Source organism: Paenibacillus sp. CR_12, assembly GCF_041953985.1.
Lineage (GTDB): Bacteria > Bacillota > Bacilli > Paenibacillales > Paenibacillaceae > Paenibacillus_AQ > Paenibacillus_AQ lautus_A.
Genome location: NZ_JAVFHO010000002.1, coordinates 336255 through 355892, shown reverse-complemented (window position 1 = coordinate 355892; position 19638 = coordinate 336255). Strand labels below are relative to the sequence as shown.

General features: G+C 48.2%; 14 protein-coding genes. 6 read left to right on the top strand and 8 right to left on the bottom strand.

Features of this window, described 5'->3' with window-relative positions:
• Positions 1 to 132: 132 nt before the first annotated feature.
• A complete protein-coding gene (locus tag RB297_RS05285) occupies positions 133 to 1155 on the top strand; it encodes an alpha/beta fold hydrolase (protein WP_375120570.1) in 1023 nt (340 codons plus the stop codon).
• 261 nt (positions 1156 to 1416) lie between these two features.
• Entirely contained in the window at positions 1417 to 2343 is a 927-nt protein-coding gene (locus tag RB297_RS05280) for a DUF2268 domain-containing putative Zn-dependent protease (protein ID WP_096773906.1), read from the top strand.
• 237 nt (positions 2344 to 2580) lie between these two features.
• Here RB297_RS05280 and RB297_RS05275 read toward each other — a convergent pair whose 3' ends face one another.
• Entirely contained in the window at positions 2581 to 3411 is an 831-nt protein-coding gene (locus tag RB297_RS05275; RefSeq protein WP_096773905.1) for an ABC transporter permease, read from the bottom strand.
• Positions 3412 to 3413: 2 nt separating this feature from the next.
• The gene (locus RB297_RS05270; RefSeq protein WP_176502409.1) at positions 3414 to 4370 is read right to left on the bottom strand and encodes an ABC transporter ATP-binding protein; all 957 of its coding nucleotides are present in this window, start codon (positions 4368 to 4370) and stop codon (positions 3414 to 3416) included.
• 547 nt (positions 4371 to 4917) lie between these two features.
• On the opposite strand from RB297_RS05270, the gene RB297_RS05265 reads away from it, so the two are divergent.
• On the top strand, positions 4918 to 7749 hold the full coding sequence (locus RB297_RS05265; RefSeq protein ID WP_375119948.1) for an NHL repeat-containing protein: 2832 nt from the start codon (positions 4918 to 4920) through the stop codon (positions 7747 to 7749).
• Between the two features lie 127 nt (positions 7750 to 7876).
• On the opposite strand, the gene RB297_RS05260 is transcribed toward RB297_RS05265, so the two are convergent.
• Positions 7877 to 8893, bottom strand: coding sequence for a phosphotransferase (locus RB297_RS05260; protein WP_375119947.1), 1017 nt, complete (start codon positions 8891 to 8893; stop codon positions 7877 to 7879).
• On the bottom strand, positions 8890 to 9963 hold the full coding sequence (gene rsgA / locus RB297_RS05255; protein ID WP_375119946.1) for a ribosome small subunit-dependent GTPase A: 1074 nt from the start codon (positions 9961 to 9963) through the stop codon (positions 8890 to 8892). The genes RB297_RS05260 and rsgA overlap by 4 nt, the downstream gene beginning before the upstream one ends.
• A 531-nt stretch (positions 9964 to 10494) precedes the next feature.
• On the opposite strand from rsgA, the gene rarD reads away from it, so the two are divergent.
• Positions 10495 to 11373, top strand: coding sequence for an EamA family transporter RarD (gene rarD, locus RB297_RS05250; protein WP_192571744.1), 879 nt, complete (start codon positions 10495 to 10497; stop codon positions 11371 to 11373).
• Positions 11374 to 11546: 173 nt separating this feature from the next.
• Here rarD and RB297_RS05245 read toward each other — a convergent pair whose 3' ends face one another.
• The 4 genes from RB297_RS05245 to RB297_RS05230 all read right to left on the bottom strand — a co-directional run bounded on the left by RB297_RS05245 (position 11547) and on the right by RB297_RS05230 (position 16039).
• On the bottom strand, positions 11547 to 11933 hold the full coding sequence (locus tag RB297_RS05245) for a hypothetical protein (protein ID WP_096773898.1): 387 nt from the start codon (positions 11931 to 11933) through the stop codon (positions 11547 to 11549).
• Positions 11934 to 12395: 462 nt separating this feature from the next.
• Positions 12396 to 13286, bottom strand: coding sequence for a carbohydrate ABC transporter permease (locus tag RB297_RS05240; protein ID WP_015735575.1), 891 nt, complete (start codon positions 13284 to 13286; stop codon positions 12396 to 12398).
• Between the two features lie 65 nt (positions 13287 to 13351).
• Positions 13352 to 14242, bottom strand: a complete 891-nt coding sequence (locus RB297_RS05235) for an ABC transporter permease (protein ID WP_009590468.1) — start codon at positions 14240 to 14242, stop codon at positions 13352 to 13354.
• A 96-nt stretch (positions 14243 to 14338) separates the two neighbouring features.
• Positions 14339 to 16039 carry an extracellular solute-binding protein gene (locus RB297_RS05230; protein ID WP_375119945.1) on the bottom strand — a complete coding sequence of 567 codons (1701 nt, stop codon included), beginning with the start codon at positions 16037 to 16039 and terminating at the stop codon, positions 14339 to 14341.
• Positions 16040 to 16403: 364 nt separating this feature from the next.
• On the opposite strand from RB297_RS05230, the gene RB297_RS05225 reads away from it, so the two are divergent.
• Both RB297_RS05225 and RB297_RS05220 read left to right on the top strand, forming a co-directional pair.
• Positions 16404 to 18149 (top strand): sensor histidine kinase, encoded by a 1746-nt coding sequence (locus RB297_RS05225; RefSeq protein ID WP_375119944.1) that lies wholly within the window; start codon positions 16404 to 16406, stop codon positions 18147 to 18149.
• Entirely contained in the window at positions 18146 to 19570 is a 1425-nt protein-coding gene (locus RB297_RS05220; RefSeq protein WP_375119943.1) for a response regulator transcription factor, read from the top strand. The genes RB297_RS05225 and RB297_RS05220 overlap by 4 nt, the downstream gene beginning before the upstream one ends.
• Positions 19571 to 19638 lie beyond the last annotated feature (68 nt).

Genomic DNA, 19638 nt, shown 5'->3' with positions numbered 1-19638 from the left:
TCCGTACAAGATCTAGTCCCTGGCCGAGGACAATAGGGGGTGTCGATTACCAATAAACTTTGTTCATGCTCCGTTCATATCGCATTCATTGAGAGGACATCTTGGTTGGCTAGACTTGCATTAGCGGACCCCATGGCCATTGTACAGATAGACAAGAAGGAGCTGAAGAGTTTGACGCAACCAGCAGGAAAGGAAGTAAGGAATAGTACAAAAACAAAGAGAGTATTACATATTTTGCTTAAAATAATCGTCGCAGTAGTTATAGCCATCCTGCTTTTTATCGCCACCGTGTATACCGTAAATAAAATCAGCAGTCATGCAGAACAAAAAAGAATGGAGCCATACGGTCAGCGTATAGCTGTAGATGGAAAACAGATGAATGTTTTCATTCAAGGTCAAGGTGAAGAAACCATTGTGATTCTTCCCGGTTATGGAGCAGCGGCACCTGCACTTGATTTTAAGCCGCTCATATCAGAGTTAATCCCTTATTATAAAGTCGTCGTGATTGAACCTTTTGGTTACGGTTTGAGCGATCGAACCCAGAAGGAGCGCAGTACAGCGAATATCGCAAGTGAAATTCACGAAGCGTTACAAAGTCTCCAGATCAATCGTTATATCCTCATGGCTCATTCCATTTCGGGGCTCTATAGTCTGGATTACGTGAACCAATATCCAGATGAAGTGCGTGCGTTTATCGGGCTGGATAGCAGCGTTCCGTCTCTGAGCGAACAGAAGATTGATTCGTCAGACACTGAACCGGTTAAATGGTTCCGCAACTTGGGCTTCGCCCGGTTACAATTGAAACTAAGCGCTGACCCTTATGAAGGACTGCCGTATGATCAACAAACCAAAGAACAATTGAACATTATGATACGCAAAAACATGTATAACAACACGCAATTAAATGAGGCAGTGAGCATGTATTCCAACTTTAAAGCAGCAGAACAGCTGAATTTTCCTCCCGATTTACCTATTCTTTTCTTTGTTCAAGCGAATCACCCTGTGACGGACCGATGGATCCCCGAGCATGAGAAGCAATTAGAGGAATCTGTACATGGAGAAATGGTTTTATTGGACGCGGGACATTATTTATATCGTTCTCATCCAAAAGAAATCTCGGACAAAATAAGGGATTTTACGGGCGGGATAAAATAATTAGATCCCATTATGGTGTGTTTCGATTGCGTTACCAAAGATAAACTGGAACGATTTGAATGAAAGGGAGCAGATTGCGCCAGCAGCTGCTCCCTTTTTCAAATGAAGAAACGGGCAGGAAGAGATAATAAATGAATATATCTATAATCGGCATATCCTCGTTGTCTTCTATTCAAATATGATGTTTATGTATTATGGTTAGAAATCGATCGTAGCCCGTGCATAAGTCTCTCTATGAATACATAACTAGGAGTGATAGAAATGAACATAAGAACATTGCGTTCAGACCATATTTATCAAAAAGTTGCCCAAGCTTCGCCCGAGGAAAAACTAGAATTATTCAGAAACGAAATGATGGCTCCCTTTATGAAACAATGGCAAATTCAACAGATCCCTTTTCGAGCGGAAGAGGCTAACGGTTTTGACGTTATTACGTTTAATAGCATAATGCATCGATCTCCTGATCAGATTACCGCGCAGATTTCACATGAGGTAGATTTGATTTCGTCAGATCCTTTTTGGTTAGAGTGTGAGCACGCAGTAAGGAAAAGCCTCCAACTATTTATGGAACATGATATAAACCTCCCAGTTTCTGAATATTTATTTACTATTCAACTAGGGAATCCGGAAAGCCGTGCCTTAACCATTAACGATGGTTATAGCGGTTTTGGGGGCATTCCCGGGTATATCTGGGGTACCATCTTGCCAAATGCGTACACGATTCCTCGAATGAAGGCTGCGCTCGCGCACGAATGCAACCATAATGTGCGATATCAATTTATTCAGTGGGATCACACCGTTCATTTGGGCGAGCTCATTGTAAGTGAAGGATTAGCCGAAAACTACGCTACGTTCATGTTTGGAGAAGAATTGCTCGGCCCTTGGGTAACGAGAACAGACGCAGTAACACTGAACAGGCGCATAAAGCCTGTGCTTAAAGAGCAATTGCAGTTAACGGGTTTTGATAATATCGCTCCGTATCTTTATGGTGACGAGATCGCCAAACTTCAAAACTTTAAACCGGTCAACATGCCTTATAGTGCCGGATACGCGTGCGGATATTATCTAATTCAATATTATTTAAGGAAAACAGGTAGAACGATTTTCGAGGCCACCATAACGCCTGCTGCTGAAATATTAGACGAAGTAAAAGAATTCTGGAATGAAGAAACGGTGATTAGCTCTTAAAATCTCGTTCAAATAACAGATACCATTTGGAATCTGCATTGCCCACGTTTATAAAATTTCGGGCAGAGGGACAACGCCATCTCACATTAAAAGCCGCTATTTTAGCGGCTTGTTTGCTTTGATAGGTACAAGTAGGTGTCCAGCGTCGCCTGAAAAGACGACTTTGTTCTGCTCGTGATTATCTATTTTCGTCGAGGTTGCTAGTTAACGAACGTAAACAAGGAGAACTTTTCTTTACTACTCAACACGCCAATCAACCTTTTTCAAGATCAATACGATGGAGATCAGCGAGAAAAACAAGAGAACAAGCGTGTTCCAGGCGACAGAGCCGGACCAGCCCGATATCAATACCTCCCGCATGGCCTCAGCGGCGTAAGTGGTTGGGAAGATATAAGAGAACCATTGCAAAATCATAGGCAATTGATCCATATCCACCATGACAGGCGTCAAAAACGAGATGAACATCATCAGCGCCTGGACCAGCATGTTGGTCAATTGATGGCTAGGTGACCAGAAGCCGATCAGTACACCCGCGCCAACCACGCTAAAGACGGTGAGCAGCAATACAGGGACAAGTCCCCAGCTGTAGTGAAATTGAATGCCGTAAGCAAGTTGACCAATCATCGCCAAGATAATAAAAGACGGTACGCACATGATCAAGCCGCGCAGCAGATTGGCGAAGATGAAGTTTACCTTGGCGATCGGCAGGGACGAATAGTACGTGAAATGGCCTTGATGCTTCTGCCAAGATATCTCTTGAGCCATGGAATTGAGTCCCATGACGATTAAGCCGAAAAGCATATTCCCCGTAATAATACGTGTCATGACAGCCGGCGTTGGGTCGACCGTAAAGAATTTGAGAAACAACAGCGTAGTTAACGGAAACATGCATGCCATGATGAAAATCCAAACCCATGCCTCGCGGATGATCGTAAATTGAATACGGGCTAAGATCAGCCATTCCGTGATTCTGCGCTGGATTATGCTCTGCTGTTCGTGCCCTTGGAGAAAGACGGTTTCTTGCAGCTGCATGTCATGGCTTTGCATGGATGGTTTTATCTTTTCCATGTTTAGACCACCTCCGCTTTGGCATGCTTATCCTGATCGTCATCAATATGAAAATAGACATCTTCAAGATTCGGAGGGACCAACGAGTATTCTTCAATCGGTAATTGCTGCTCAGTCAGGCAGTCGATCGCGTAGCTGGCGTTTTGCTTCTCGATCAGTGTCCGGATTCGGTTTTCTCCCGTTTTGGTCCACTGCCCTAGAGCGCTTAAGCTTCGGCAAACATAATCGCTTTCGCCAAAGGAAGTCGTAATTTCCAGCTTCATCCGCTGATCTACCCTTTGTTTTAAGACACCGACATGATCGATGGCCAATAGCTTGCCGTGATTTACGACAGCGACTCTATCCACGACCTGTTCGGCCTCCAGCACGTTGTGTGTTACCAAGATTACGGTTACTCCTTGGCGATTGCGTTCCTGAATCAGATCCCATACGAGCCTTCTCTTTTTAGGATCCAGTTCATTGGTCGGTTCATCCAGGATCATGACGGGGGAAAAACCGATCAAGCAAGTACCGATCCCGATTAAACGCTTTTGTCCGCCGGAAACGTTTTTCAACAGCTTATGACGGAGGTCTTGCATACCAAAGCGTTCCAACAATTCCTCTGTTTGCTTTAAGGCGGACTCCTTCGTCAACCCACGCAATCTTCCTGTAAAATACAAGGCTTCCCAGGTTTTTAAACTGGTCAGGGCGTGAGGCTCTTGTGAGTAGTAGGCGACCTCCTGGGCAACTCGCTTGGTTTGTGTCTGCACGCTGGTTTCTTTATAGCGTACCGTACCTGAGGTGGGAGCAAGGTGGCCTACCATCTGCTTGATCAGCGTGGATTTGCCGGCTCCATTCGGACCGAGCAAACCGAGAATTTCCCCTTGTTGAACGTCGAAGCTTATGTTTTGATTGGCGACAACCTTGCCTTTTTTGTATGTTTTATTCACATGCTCTAATTGATAGATCAGCTTCATCATGCTTGCCCCTTTCAGTTTTCGAACTAGGTTTTTCTGCTGCGTGTTTAAATACAAAGAGAATTCTTTGACTGTGTAACGGTATATCAACAGGCGTTAATACAACGATAACTTATTGCTCTGAGAAGAAGTGAGGGACGGCAGAATGGTTTTTGTCTCCGTCTGAGGACGGAGACGGCATGCCGTGCCCCAGTTCCGCACCATGACCCACGCGCCTCAAATCCCGACTGGGGATGTTCGGTTTGCTGTCCGATGTGCCGAAAGAGTGGATAAGGAGGCCGTTCCGGTGCGGATGCTGCTCCCCGGAGGGACGGACGGAAGGTGGTTTACGAAGCTCGGCATTGGATACAACTTTACAGCCTGTCCCTGTATATCCGACCCCGGACGGCGCGGCGGCATTAGCAAACTGGGAACACGACATCATTTATCGGAAAGAATTATATTTACATGTATATTACTTGTATACGAATGAAGGGATATGATAAGATGAGAGCGTATTGAAAGCGTTTACTATTTGTTGAAAAAATTTATTCGCAAAGGGGAGAGTTTAGTGAGAAGCAAGTGGAGGAGTCGGCTTGCCGGAGCCCTAACAGTCATCATGATGTTCGCAAGTATCGGGTGGGCAAAGTCGATCACGTATGCAGCAGACGAAGAATTGACCAACGTTATGATCAACGGCGGCTTCGAGGATTCCGAAGAAGATGGACGCTTACCGGGCTGGCAGCCCGATGAAGACACAGCTGTCATAACTGTAAGTGAGTCCGTGTACGCAGAAGGGGAACGAAGTCTTCAGATGGAATTCCTGTCGCCCGCCGCAGGCTCCGGAGTTGTGAGCGATGCATATGCCGCCCAACCATTCGGCAATGTCATCATGACAGCAAGCGTGCTATCGGATGAAGGCCAAGGCGGCAAAGCAGACCTCAGATTTTATGATGCAGGCGGAAAGCTTGTCTCCGTAGTGAGCGGCCTGGTCGGTGAAACATCGGGCAAATGGCAGAATTTAAGAGTGGCTGCTTCTGCCCCTAAAAATGCAACGGAGGTCAGGGTAGCCTTTGGTTTTAATGGTGACCTAACCGGAAGGTATTTCGTTGACAGCGTCTCATTGGAGTCGCAGGCTTCCTCCCCGTACTTAACGAATTTAGGACCGCAATCTTCAAGTTTAACCTTAATGACGGCTGCATTCGGTAAAGATAGGAATGGTCAGGATGCTTTGTTTACGGTCGCACAGGGTGATCCGGCACAATTCATCGTGATGGATGTTGCTTCGAAAGAAGTGAAATCCACTCATCCACTTGTTGCGCTTGACGGGAGCAACGTTTCCGCAGCTTGGGCGATTGTGACAGCCTCCGACGGAAAGGTATACATCGGAAGTACGCCGAACGGGACGTTGTTTCAATATGATCCGGCAGAGGATAAGCTGCGTGCCATCGGGAAACCTGTTCCTACCGATACCGTCATCTGGACGCTAGTAGCCGGGGAAGATGGCAAAGTGTATGGAGGAACAGGATATTCCCAATCGCTGTTTGAATATGATCCCGTTACCGACCAGACTCGAATCCTTAAATCCTTCAAGACTTCATCGAAAGAGGCTCATATCCGCAGCCTTGCTTACGATTCCGATCGTCAAATGATCTATGTGGGGGGAGCAGACGTCGCTAAGCTTTATCAATACGATCTTGCTAGCGGCACGTCGATTGCGCTTCATCATCCCGAATTTATCGGCAAGACTTCGGTTTACGATCTCCAGTATGCAGGAGGTAAATTGTTCGTGCGCGTGGATCCCGGACCGGTTATGTTCGTGTATGAGCCCGATACCGCTAGCTGGATCGTTAACAATAATACTGCCTATAATGCACGAGGCTTTTCACCGTTATCGCCTGACGGCGAAGAGGTATTCTACACCTATTACGAAACCCTTCCAGGTGGCGCGCAGCAATGGTCTCTCTATTCATACGACGTGAGAACGGGAGATTACGGCTCGCTGGGTGTCGACGTCAAAGGAGCAGGCGTAGCTTTTGGTTATGTACAGCTGGACCAGGCAAATTATCCGGGCTGGACATTAGTCGGATTGGCCGGAAATAGCGGAAGAGCATTTTATTACAATCTGGAAACCGGTTTGATTGAAACGCCGGAGCTTCCGTTTCCGGCACAGTTCGTGGAATTGTTTAATATCGGGAAGAGCACAGATGGGCAGATACTGTCCTCTGGCTTCATTTCAGGCGGGGGTATGGGGATTTACTCCCCAACCCGTAACGAGACCAAGCATTATCCTCAAATCGGCCAAGTCGAAGGATTCGGTTCCTTGAACGGGAAAATGTATCTCGGCGTTTATCCTAGAGCGACTATCTTTGAATACGATCCAGCCAAGCCATGGAACCGAACGGACCCATCAGAGCCGAATAATCCGCTGCGGCTTGGTCAGCTGGGTTCAGAGCAAGACCGGCCCGTTGCCATGCTCGGGGTCGAGGAAGAAAACCTGTTATATATCGGTTCTTATCCAATCGCAGGCAAAACAGGCGGGGCTCTTACCGTCTATAATCCCGTTACCGGAACGTTTGATGTGAAACGTGACATTATATCCGGGCATTCGATCAATTCGTTGCTTTACAAAAATGGAAAGCTGTTTATGGCCACCGGCGCGATGACAGGCGGAGAGGGGAAGCTTGCCATTTACGATACAGCATCCGGCCGAGTAGAGCTGGAACAGATACCTGTTGCGGGCAAAAAAGCAGTAACCTCTTTGATATGGGGCCCTGACGGTAACGTTTGGGGAATGGCGCTAGGGTCTCTGTTTATCTATGATCCGGAGCGCCAAGAGATTATTTACAGCGAAGATATGTTTCCTGCAGCAGATTATGCACACAGCAATCCTCGCTTAACCGTTGGAACCGACGGGAATGTGTACGGTACTATTTTTACGGGATATGTTGCTGACCATACGTACACAAGCAAAATGTTTAAGATTGAAGCTGCAAGCAAATCGCTGTCCATCTTGTTGGAGAGCAATGCGGAAAAACTGGCCCAGGACGATTTTGGCAACTTATATTTCAAATACGGCAGCGAGCTGATGAAGTATAGCGATCCGAATCTGGTCGTGCAGCTAGACAAAGTACAGCTTGAGGCTGAATCGCTCCAGCTTCGTCCGGGAGATGAAGTCGGTTATTCCTACGAAGTATTCCTTGATAAAGGAAGAACGACTAAGGAGTTATCCGGCGCTGTCATTGAGTATTTGAGCAGCCGTCCGGATAAGGCGGAGATCGACCCGAAAGGAAAGATCATCGCCAAGCGTCCGGGGCAAGCCGAGTTGTCGATTCGAATTACATTGAACGGGGTAACGGTTGAATCCAATAAAATCAAGGTGAAAATAACCGGACCTTTTTAAAACGTGTATGTATAGCAATATGAGATGTTATCACGAGCTAGCTTTCGGGGACGATCGAATGGGAGTTATGAAAGAAACTCCGAAAACCCACTATATTCAAGGGTTTTCGGAGTTCTTTTTTTAAAAGTCAACCCAGTACAGGGGTGGTCTTCATGTCATGGATTTTTTGGAGCGTATGGAAATGCTTCGTCTTTTCGTCATCGTCCTCTGTGTGGAGATACCACTCCACAAGCCTGTATCCGAAGCCGAGAAGGATCAGCTCGTAGACGCAATGTTCGGCGATAGGAGGAACATCCGCATATTCCGAAAAGCCTTTGTAATACGCGGGGACACATCGCTGGTAGTTTTCGACCATGTGATCGATATCCGCTTCATCCGCAATCAGGCTTGCGAGATCCTCGCCCAGGTAGCCCCATCCGGATGTGTCCCAGTCAATGAGTGCGATTTTCCCGTCGGCATAGATCAGGTTGGTCACCCAGAAGTCCCGGTGGCATAGCACGAGAGGCAATTTTTCGATGCGATCGAGAATCTCGTCTGCATGCTCATCGATATCGATGAGCATTTGCCGCACGTGCTGCGGGAAATCGCAGTTCTCCGAGCGTATATAATCGTAGACGACCGGCCAAGACCGGTAATGGAGATACGTATTCTTCATGAGATCCGCATGGCTCAGGTTGGTCAGGCTCTGCAGCACAGCGGGCTGCTCCGCATACAGCTTGCCTTGATAGCGTCCTAACTCCAGCGCAGCCTGTTCATACATGTCACCGGTCAAATCTAAACCGGTTACGCCATCGATATATTCCAGCCACAGCTGGAATTCATTTTCCTCGGCATTGATCTCGGCGTGATAACATGTCGGCCAGCGGAAGGCATCCGAGAACGTCGCTCCCAAGTCAGACGCATAAAGATCATATTCCCGGCGCCATGAACCCGGATCGCCGTAACGCTCCCATTTCTGCTGGATTTTGAGCACGATACGGTACGGCAATTGTTCGCCATCCGCGGTATCGGCGATTCCCGTTACCAGGTACACATTTCCCACAGTTCCGCCCTGCAACGGGTTGGTTTGGCAGTCGGCCGAGATGATATCCTTCTTGAACTGTCGGCTTAAGGCATAGATCAGCGATTCGAATTGAATATTCATATTTTCCATCCCCCGTTTTTTTTCGTTTGCTTGCTCCACATGGCGTTCGTTTTGTTTCGAGCCCTCTTGTCGATGAGGTAGCTGGTTTTATCCTGGACATACTTGTTCTCATGCTGCTGGGCCACATAATGCTCCCACCGTTCACGCGGCAATGAACCGTCGGCAAGCGCGGCAAGAACGGCACAGCCCGGCTCGGCCTGATGGCGGCAATCCGTAAATCGGCACTGCGGGAACCATGCCTCCACGTCGATAAAGCTTGCGCGTATGCCTTCGTCGGCATCAAAAATCCCAAGCTCACGCATACCCGGCGTATCAATAACCATCGTACCGGAGGGCAGCATGAACAGCTGACGGTGCGTTGTCGTATGCCGCCCCCGGCTGTCGACCTCCCGGATTGCCTGAACCTTCATTACGTCCTGTTCTATCAACGCATTGAGCAAAGACGATTTACCAACCCCGGACATGCCGAGAAAGACGACCGTTTTACCAGGCATCAAATAGGGAGCGAGTTCGTTCATCCCCAGGCCTGTATGACTGCAGATCGCGTGAACCGGCACATTAGGGATGCTTTGTGTGATTTCTGCGAGCAGGAGATTATAATCTGGGGCGAGATCAGCCTTGGTCAGAATGATGACCGGCTGGCCGCCGCTCTGCCTGGCTTGTGTCAGATACCGCATGATACGGGTAACGTTGAAATCCCAATTCAGAGAAGAAAGGATAAATACATAGTCAAAGTTGGTTGCAACGACCTGTTCCCGCACGGTTTTGGCATAGCCTGCGGCATGCCCTGAGTAATCCGCGCGTGAGAACTTGGAGCGTCGGGGCAGTACCCTGTCGATGAGAGAATCTCCGCTTTCGTTGTAGTGCAGCAAAACAAAATCACCGACGCAAGGAAAGTCTACTCGCGTTTCCGCACCGTGATAGAACGCCCCCTTGAGCACCGCCGTTACCTCGCCGCGCTCGGTCATGACCCTGAAGCGCTCGCGCCGAAGCTCCGTCACCCTGCCGGGCACTAAGCCGCCTTGAATTGCCTCTATTTCTGTGTAGCCATAAATTTTCAAATCCATCATGTTTTTTTTGTTAGCTCCTTTAATGTTGTTTTTTGGACGCAAAAATGCCACGGTCAAGCAGCCTCTAAAGAAGCTGCTGTCGCGCGGCATCAGGACGCAAAAAAGATACGACCTTCATCGTATCTCGCAAACAGCAATATTCACGAAAGGTTACTTTGAATGGCACAACAAATAATACGGGCGTTGTCCCGCTTTATTCGCGTATGCCTGCTATTCAGTTTTAAGACCAAACCACCAAATAAGTAGTCGCCATTAAAACACATCTCCCTTCGTGATAGGAACTTGCTTATCGCTAAGCTGTCTATAAAATAACCTATTTTGGAAAAATAATCAATGACTAACAGAGCAGAATGTGTCTGCTGCTTGCTTCATCGAGTCTGCGAACGAACGGAAAACGATAGCTCAAAATACAACGAGAATCGAACAAGAGCGTGACTGTCTGCCAGCGGACACGAATTATATGCTTTACTTAAGCGAGGATCGAGGCGTATAATCCGTTAAGACATCGGAGCTAGAAGAGGGGAAATCATAATGAACAATGGGTTGGTTAACGCTATTATCGCGTATATCATGTGGGGGGTTCTCCCGCTTTATTGGAAGTTGTTTGACAATGTGCCGGCAGGCGAAATTCTCTCGCATCGGGTTGTCTGGTCGTTCGTCTTCATGGGTATTCTCGTTGCCGTCCAGCGACGCTGGGGCGACATGAAGCGGGTTGCGGCTAGCCGCTCGCTCCTGCTGTCGCTCGCCGCCAGCGGACTGCTGATCGCTGCGAATTGGCTCATCTTCATCTGGGCGGTCAACAACGGCCATGTTGTCGAGACAAGTCTTGGCTATTATTTAAATCCGTTGCTGAACGTTCTGTTAGCGGTCGTCTTCCTTCGTGAAAAGCCTAACCGCGGCCAATGGCTCGGAATTGCCATCGCTGGCGCCGCGGTGCTCATCATCGCCATCGACTACGGGCGGTTCCCTTGGGTCGCGATCTCGTTGGCCGTATCGTTTGGCTTGTACGGCCTCGCGAAGAAGAAGATCGTGCAGGACGCTTCTGTTGGCTTGTTGTCGGAGACAGCCGTAATCCTGCCCGTCGCGCTCGGCTACTGGATCTATTTGGCCGCCGTGGGCAAGACGACGGCATGGACGCTGCCTGCGCCGGTGTTCGTCGAGCTGCTTCTTTCCGGCGTGGTAACGGCGCTGCCGCTGCTCTTCTTTGCGCGGGCGGCCGCCCGGATGGCGCTATCCACGCTCGGCTTCGTACAATACATCGGGCCGACGATCATGCTGTTACTGAGCATATTCGTGTTCAAGGAATCGGTCTCGCCGGTTCTGCTTATCGGCTTCGCGCTCATCTGGACAGCGCTCGTTGTATACGCTGTGGCATCGGTTCGCAGCACGAAACTCGCGAAGGCGAGCTGACGGTAAGGGCTTCAAGGTACAGACATAACGGCCATTTCCGTCCGATAGGGGCGGAGATGGCCGTTTTCCGTTACATATTGTGTTTCTCTGAATTTGCTGACGTCAGCGCCGATGACAATTATAACGTCAAGAATTCGAGAGATGGTGGGAAGAGATAACAGTTATATCAAACGTTAACGGCGTAGTGTTTTGGCAATGAATCCAACGATGAATCCCCAAATGGCATTTATAGCAAAGACACTTACAAGAGCAAACGGATTAGTTAATGGACCTTGTAATTTTCCATCAAGAAGCGGAGAGACTAAGCCGCTAAGGATGACGGCATATAAGGCATAACTCATACCCGCAAAACTAAGAATGACCACTGGAGAAGCGGGTTTCTTAATTAAAACGATAACGATCCAAGCTAAGGAAATAAGAATCGTCATGAGAATGCTGCCGAATTGTTGTCCGATCAAATCCATGATCCCCGTCATCTTCATAATGGGTCTCACTAGAGCTAATGCGCCAAGTCCAAGAATAAACAACAAATTTTCTTTTACGATATCGAGCGTTTTCATTATAAACAATTCCTTTCTGGTGTGATTGAACGATATGAGGACCAAAATTCTTGATATTCTAGAAAGCGGATGGGTCGGCCTAATGTTCGTTTCTGAATTTCTAATCCGTAGCGTTCTTGTTTACCGTTATAAAATAACAAATTCATGTTGTGAACTTATGACGATACATTGTGTTTTACGTGAAATTTCATCTGTTTGAAATCTTTATGAAGAACGATCGAAGACGGTCTCGAAGTGAAGCGATTAACGCACGGTGAACCATACGAAGGTCAGACATTAGGGGGATATTTGTAGAATTAAAAAAAGACAACCAGGATAATGAGGTTGTCTGTACATAGGATAACAATGCACATGCGCTGGGAGAGATGATACGTACTCCCGGCGCCTGTTTTCAGTATATTTTTATATTCATGTAAAGAAAATGGCTCGGATCTCTGAAAGCTGTTGTCCTGGGTGGCGGAGCTACTCTTTAACCGAACCCAGCGTAATCCCGTGAATGAAGAAGCGCTGGAGGAACGGATAGACGATGAGGACAGGCAGCATCGCGATGAAGATCTTGGCGGCATCGAGTGTCCGGTTGGATAACTCAGACAAGCGACGGTACTGGTCCTCGGACATCGTCGATGGATCGACCGAGACGACAAGCTGCTGGATATACGTCTGGAGTGGATAGAATTGCTCACGGGACATGAAGATCAGACCGTACAAGAATTCATTCCAGTGATACACGATACTGAACAGCGAGACGGTCGCCAGCACCGGCACGGCCAGCGGGATGTAGATCTTGAACAGGATGTACCATGGTCCCGCGCCGTCGACAAGGGCAGCTTCATCCAGCTCCTTGGGCAGGTTGCGGAAGAAGTTCATCGTGAGGATGACGTTGAAGACGAGTGTCTGCGCGCCGCCGACCAGGACAAGTGCCCAGATGCTGTTCAGCATGTTGAGCTCTTTGACCGTCAAATACAGCGGGATCAGTCCACCGTTGAACAACATCGTGAAAATGAGAATCCACATGAATACATTGCGCCCCTTGAACTCTTTCGCTGTCCGCGAGAGCGGGTAAGACATGAGCACAACCATGATAAAATTAAGCATAACCCCCAGCAGCACTCGCTGGGTCGAGGTCCAGAAGGATCGGAAGAACTGTTGATCATTGAGAATCTGGGCATATGCGTTGAGATTGAAATCGACCGGCCATAGCCAGACCTTACCGGCCGCAGCGGCAGAGTTGGAGCTAAGCGAAAGGGAGAGGGTGTACCAGATCGGCAGGATGCATGACAACGTAATGCCTATCAGGACAACAATCAGTATAATATCCGTCACACGGTTGCCGAACGTCCGGTCTCTGACCACGGTCAGCACCTCCTACTCTAGTTGGAATGGGATGAGTCTATATAGCTTTGCAACAGGATGAATCCTTAGAATATGCGATAGTTAACAAAACGGTAAGCCAGATAATACGAGACGGATATCAGCAGGAAGCCCACAACGGACTTCAGCAGGCCGACGGCGGTCGCAAGTTCATATTGCAGGTTAAGCAAACCTGTACGATAGACCCAGGTGTCAATAATATCACCTGTAGAATAGACGAGCGGGTTGTACAGATTGAAGATCTGGTCAAAGCCCGCGTTAAGCACATTACCCAAGCTGAGTACCGTAAGCAATACGGCTGTCGTGCGGATCCCGGGCAAAGTGATATGCCAGAGACTTCTCCAGCGTCCTGCGCCATCGATGTTGGCAGCTTCGTACAGTGCCGGGTTGATCCCCGTAAGCGCGGCAAGATAGATAATGGTGCCAAAACCGAATTCCTTCCAGACGTCACTGCCGACAACGAGGAACGGAAACAGTTGGGAGTCGGCAAAGAATAGTTTAGGCTGGAATCCGAACAAGGCAGTCAGTTGATTGACGGGTCCGTTATAGGAGAACAGGTCGAGTACAATGCCCCCCAGAATAACCCAAGACAAAAAGTGGGGCAGATAGACGATGGTCTGAATCCAGCGTCTGAGAATCATCAAACGCAGCTCATTGAGCATGAGTGCAAACAACAGAGGCGCAATCAGATTGGCGACAATCTTCATGGACGCGATCACAAGCGTATTGCTGAAGACTTCCTGTGTATCCTTCAGCAATAACATATACTTGAAGTGCTCAAGCCCTGCCCAATCCGAGCCCAGGATACCTTTGCCTGGATTAAAATATTGGAACGAAATGATGATGCCGAACATCGGAACGATGCTGAAGACGAACAGCCATAGAAATCCCGGGATCAGCATCAGATAATAATGTTTGGCGAAGCCTTTCATACGCATGACAGCACTCCCTTCCCCGAATCCTGCATCGAGTGATCCAGAGCTCCTGAAAGCTGCCGGGAGCTCTGGCTATGTGGTTCGTTGTATGCCTTAAGATCACTGCGCAAGCGCGTCCTTAACCTCCTGGGTAATCTGGTCGCCGCCTTGACGTTTCCAGTTCTCGACGAAGGAGTCGAATGTCTCCAGCGGAGCCGCACCCATGATGATGCGCAGGAAAGTCTCGTCCTCTAATTTGCGCAGATTCACCCAACGGCTCTCCATTAACGGTGTCTGCTCATACAGAAGACTGGGCACCTCCTCAAACTCGGTATCAACCAGCGGCCTGCCGCCCACCATGATGGAGTACGATCGAGTCCATGCTCCCCAGTTCGCTTCAGGGTTCCATGTTGAAAGATCCATGGAATCGTAAGGCTCGTTTTTGATCGTCTTGATGCTTGCGATGTCCGAAGGCAGCAGTTTGTAGGCCTTGTTATTTGCAAAATCCTCGGCGGTTTTATTGCCTGCCAGCACATCACGGAGGGCTTTGACTGTAAATTCAATTTCGTCGGATGGAGCGTATACCACGCGGAGCGGATAGTAACCCGGACCGCCTTTGCTCGGGTCAAAGGTGTTCTCTTGCTCGTTTTTAAACAGATTGTTTAGCAATTTCATAGGAACTTCCGGATGCTCGTAATCTTTCCGAACCACCACAAACTCAGTAGAAGGTGTAGCAGCATGTGGTTTAAATTCGCCATTTTGATTCAAAGGCAGAGCATAAGCCTGCCAATTGGCTTCGGCATCATTTTTTACGGCATTGGTTAGCGGGCCGTAAGCCATCCACCATGGCGCAAAGAACATTCCGGATTTTCCGGCAATAATGGGCTCATCCGCTTTGTTACGAACACCCATCTCTGGATCAATAAGTCCTTTGGAATACAAATCTCTTAAACTAGCTAACGCCTCACGTGTCTCCGGCAGGATTGAGCCGTATACAGGGCTGCCATCCTCGCCCTCGAGCCAGTATCCAGGGAAGGAGTCATGCGCGGAGAAAATTGCGTCAAAACCGTATAAATTGTTCTTCGACTCAAGGAAGTTCGCGTACAGCTTGCCACCACTTTCCGGTCCGGTGATCCCAATCGTATCGCGCTGACCGTTACCATCAGGATCATTTTCGACGAAAGCACGGGCGACTTCCTCAAGTTCTGCCATCGTGGTTGGCGGTTCAAGGTTCAGCTTATCCAGCCAGTCCTGCCGGATCCACAAGAGGTGAATGCCATCGGCATTGGCTTGCACACCCGGGAGGGCCATGATTTTGCCATCGAATGTTACTGCATCCAGGGCAGCACCGTTGGTGTTTTCAATGATTGTTTTTATATCCGGGGAAGCATATTGCTCATACACCTCCGTTAAATCGGCAATTTGGTCGGCTTCGACCAATTGGCGCAGCTCAACGGCATTGACGACCATAGCATCCGGCAAATCGTTACTTGCAATGGCGAGACTAATTCTCTGACGAAGATTCTGGCCAGAGGCAGCAAATTGATGATCGACGTCCACATTAAGCGCTTCCTTAATCTGACGAGTGTATTGATTGTCCAACGGCGTGTCGCCAGGAGGCAATTCATTATCGGTGGGATCGATTTCAATACTGATGCTGATCTGAACAGGTTCTTCGTAGCGGCCAAATGGATCGGCGGGTTCGCTGGACTCCGCGCTTTTCTCCGGTGCAGCCGGCGTGTTATTCGTTGGATTGCTGCAAGCTGCTAGAACGAGAAAACAGGCCAGTAAAAGCGCTAACGTCTTTGACTTGTTTTTCATAATTACACCCCTTCTTTCAGATGAATGGAATAACTATTCGTATGGACCATTTAACTGTAGCACAATGAAACCGCCTTCATGGATAGAAGGTGGTTTCTAAATGAGGGGGTCATATGTACAAAAATTTACGGCTGTTGCGGGTGGTTGGACATTTCACCCACTACGGAGAAGACATTTGTCTACCCGTGATTTTTTCAATTGAACGTTAACGGATTTGGCACCTGATTTATTGAAATCTATGCTCAATAATCATTTTAATTTGTGTTATATTCTAGAAAGATTTTTCCGCCTGTTTCTGATTATGCGCATCATAGACCATATGATTCAAAGAGAGGAGGAGTCGATAATCGATGGGGATGAAACGATGAAACCGGAAAAGGATTGGAAGTCTCGCCTGAAGCGATTGACCTTGAAAAATCGAATTCTTTTACTGTTTGCCGCAGCAACATTGATCCCTTTCATCTGCACCTGTTATCTGTCATACAACACCATTACATCCATTCTGAATACGAAGCTGCAATCCGGCATTCAAAGCAATTTAAAGCAGGTCCGATTGTCGCTTGAGAACACGCTGGACAATCTGAATCACGTTTCCCAACAACTGACCTTTAAGGGGAATGTCGGTAGGCAGCTTGAGAAGTTTTTGATGGCGAAGCAGCCGTATGACCGGAGTTATCTGACGGATGAAATCAAAAACCAGCTGAATCTAATCACGTTCACCAATCCCAATGTCGGATTAACGCTGTATTATTTACGCGACGATCAGACCACTCTTTTTGAGAATACAGGCATGAAACAGCCATTCGATATCGATGACCTTCCCATCATAGCAGCGTATTATGGCATCACCTATTTTGGACCGCATATCAGTAAAGATCGATTCAACAATCAATATGTGCTTTCCGCCTTGCGAAAAGTTGATTTGCCGGAGAGGGAAGACGCCTATGTCTACATTGAGTCCGGTTTCAAGCTGACGCAGAGCATTCTTGATTTGGATGAAGTCAGCAAGCATACCAATCATTTAATTCTGGACAACAATGGAAGGATTTCATACAGCGAGCTTCAAGATATCTTTCCTGAAAATTCATTTTTTTCGGACGCTCTAGCGCCTTCCCTGGTAACAGGCATTACGTCCGACTATTATTGGTATCGACAAGTCAGCAATCAGGGCTGGAGTGTGGTCTCGCTTATTGCGAAATCGGACTACAACCGCGAGAAAAATCGCTGGATGATGCAGATGCTGGGGCTGGCGCTGCTGTTCGCTGTAGTCAGTCTGACCATTGGCTGGCTTCTATGGAAAATGGTGTACCGGCCGCTGTCGCGCTTTAATAAGGAGATCAAATCGATTGCGGGCAGCAATTTTAATGCGGCTGCCACGCAATCGCGCATCCCGGAATTTGAGATGTTGTTAAACCAGTTTCAACATATGAAGGTTCAGATTACGCAGCTGTATTCTGAAATCAAGGCCAAGGAGAAGCGCAGAGCGGATCTGGAGATCGAGAAGCTGCAGTATCAGATTAATCCGCATTTTCTGATGAATACGCTGGATACCGCGCACTGGCTAGCCGTTATGAACGGTCAGGAGGAGATCGACAGGCTTGTCACTTCGTTGAACAAACTGCTTTACTACAATCTCCGTAAAGGCAACAGTGTTGCGACGATCAGGGATGAGATTGATTCGCTGAAGCAATATCTCATTCTCCAGCAGATTCGATACAATTTTCAGTTCGATGTCAATATTCACGTGGACGACGCATTACTCGAAGTGACGGTTCCTAGATTCATTCTGCAGCCGTTGGTTGAAAATTCGCTGTATCACGGGCTAGATGATAACGGCAGAATCGAGGTGGTGGTTAGAAAGAATGACAGGCTTGAGATCGAAATTCGAGATAACGGCGGGGGGATCTCTGAGGAAAAGATTGAGGCATTGCTTGAGCAGGAACAGACTGAACGCCATCGAGTGGGTATGGGAATCGGACTGAATTATGTCAAACGAATGTTAGAATTTCATTACGAAGGGAGAGCGAGTCTTACGGTAACAAGCGAGCTTGGCAAAGGAACCCGCATCATCATTTCGATACAAATCGAGGAGGAGAATTTAACGAAATGATCCATGTTCTCATCGTAGACGACGACAAGCTTGTACGTAAGGGACTGATGTCTTTTTTGCCATGGGAATCGTTCGGAATGAGAGTTGTAGGCGAAGCTGCCAACGGGGAGAAGGCGCTCGATTTTTTGAAGGCGAATCGGGTAGATCTGTTAATGACCGATCTGGCCATGCCGGTAATGTCGGGCATAGAGTTAATTCGGGTTGTGCGCAAGCAATATCCGAATATCGCGATCGCCGTGCTGACTCTTCATCAGGATTTTGAATACATTCAGGAAGCGCTGCGACTGGGTGCCATTGATTACATTGCCAAGGTTGAGCTTGAAAAAGAACAGTTCGAAGAAGTGTTTCAGCGCATTCACTCGCGCATTGTGGAAGTGAAGCAGAGGCACAAGAATGAGTCGGATTCGATAGTAGCGGCTTGTTCTTGCGATACGGCCTATGCGCTATTGACGTACCCGGATGAGCCAGTGACAAGCAGAATGGTAGCGGATTGCGTTTCATTGGGCTGGATAGCGGAAGCGGATGGATCTATTCCGATGTGGCTGACGGAACTTCCCAAGGAGGTTCCGACTCATGGCAATGAAGAAGAAGACCCGTTGCCGCCGCTTCCAGACGGAACGTGCAGCACCGGATGGCATATGGTACGGCTACGGCATACAGCCGGTTTATCTCCATCCGAGCTGCTTCTACGAATACGGGCCTATAGGAGCAGAGATTTTTTCTACGACTGCGACGGCAATGAGCCCTATCCGATTGAGAAGTCTGTCATGGAGCTGATGGCGGAACGTCCTGAACCGGGAGAAGAAGAGACGGCCACTGTAAAGGAATTACTACACGCCTTCACATGGGTCCATGACGATGAAGCCTTTGATAAGCTTTGCAGTCGATTGAAAGAACTGCGTATACCCGTCTCCAAGCTAATGCAATGGATCTATGGATGTATGGTTGACTGGAACCGGCTTTATAGAGCGATACAACCTGATGATATCAAGATGCCTGACACATTTACGTGCTGGCGGGAGGTTGCGGACTGGCTGAAACAATTCAGGGAAAATGGGATAACGCTATCAGGCAGCCTGCAGCTGAGCCCCGAAGTGAGCGGCAGCATTATGACCGCGGTCAAAATCGTGCACGACGAACTTGAGTTGCCGTTATTCGCTATCGATGTCGCGAAGCGGGTCAATCTGAGCCGAAGCTACTTCTATCAATGTTTCAAAGAAATCGTTGGCTATTCCTTCAATGAATATCTGCGCAAGGTACGGATCGATAAGGCGCGAGAATATCTGGAACAGACGGCCAGGCCAATTGTTTGGATTGCCAAGCAAACCGGATACGAGGATGAGAAATATTTCAGCAGAACCTTTCGAGAGCAGACAGGCATGCTGCCGAGCGAATATAGACAGCGGTATAAGGCGAGGTAGTGACTGCCAGATGAATTTGTAGTTACGTCTAGGCACTGCTGGCGTATAAAGGAATAGCGATATATTTA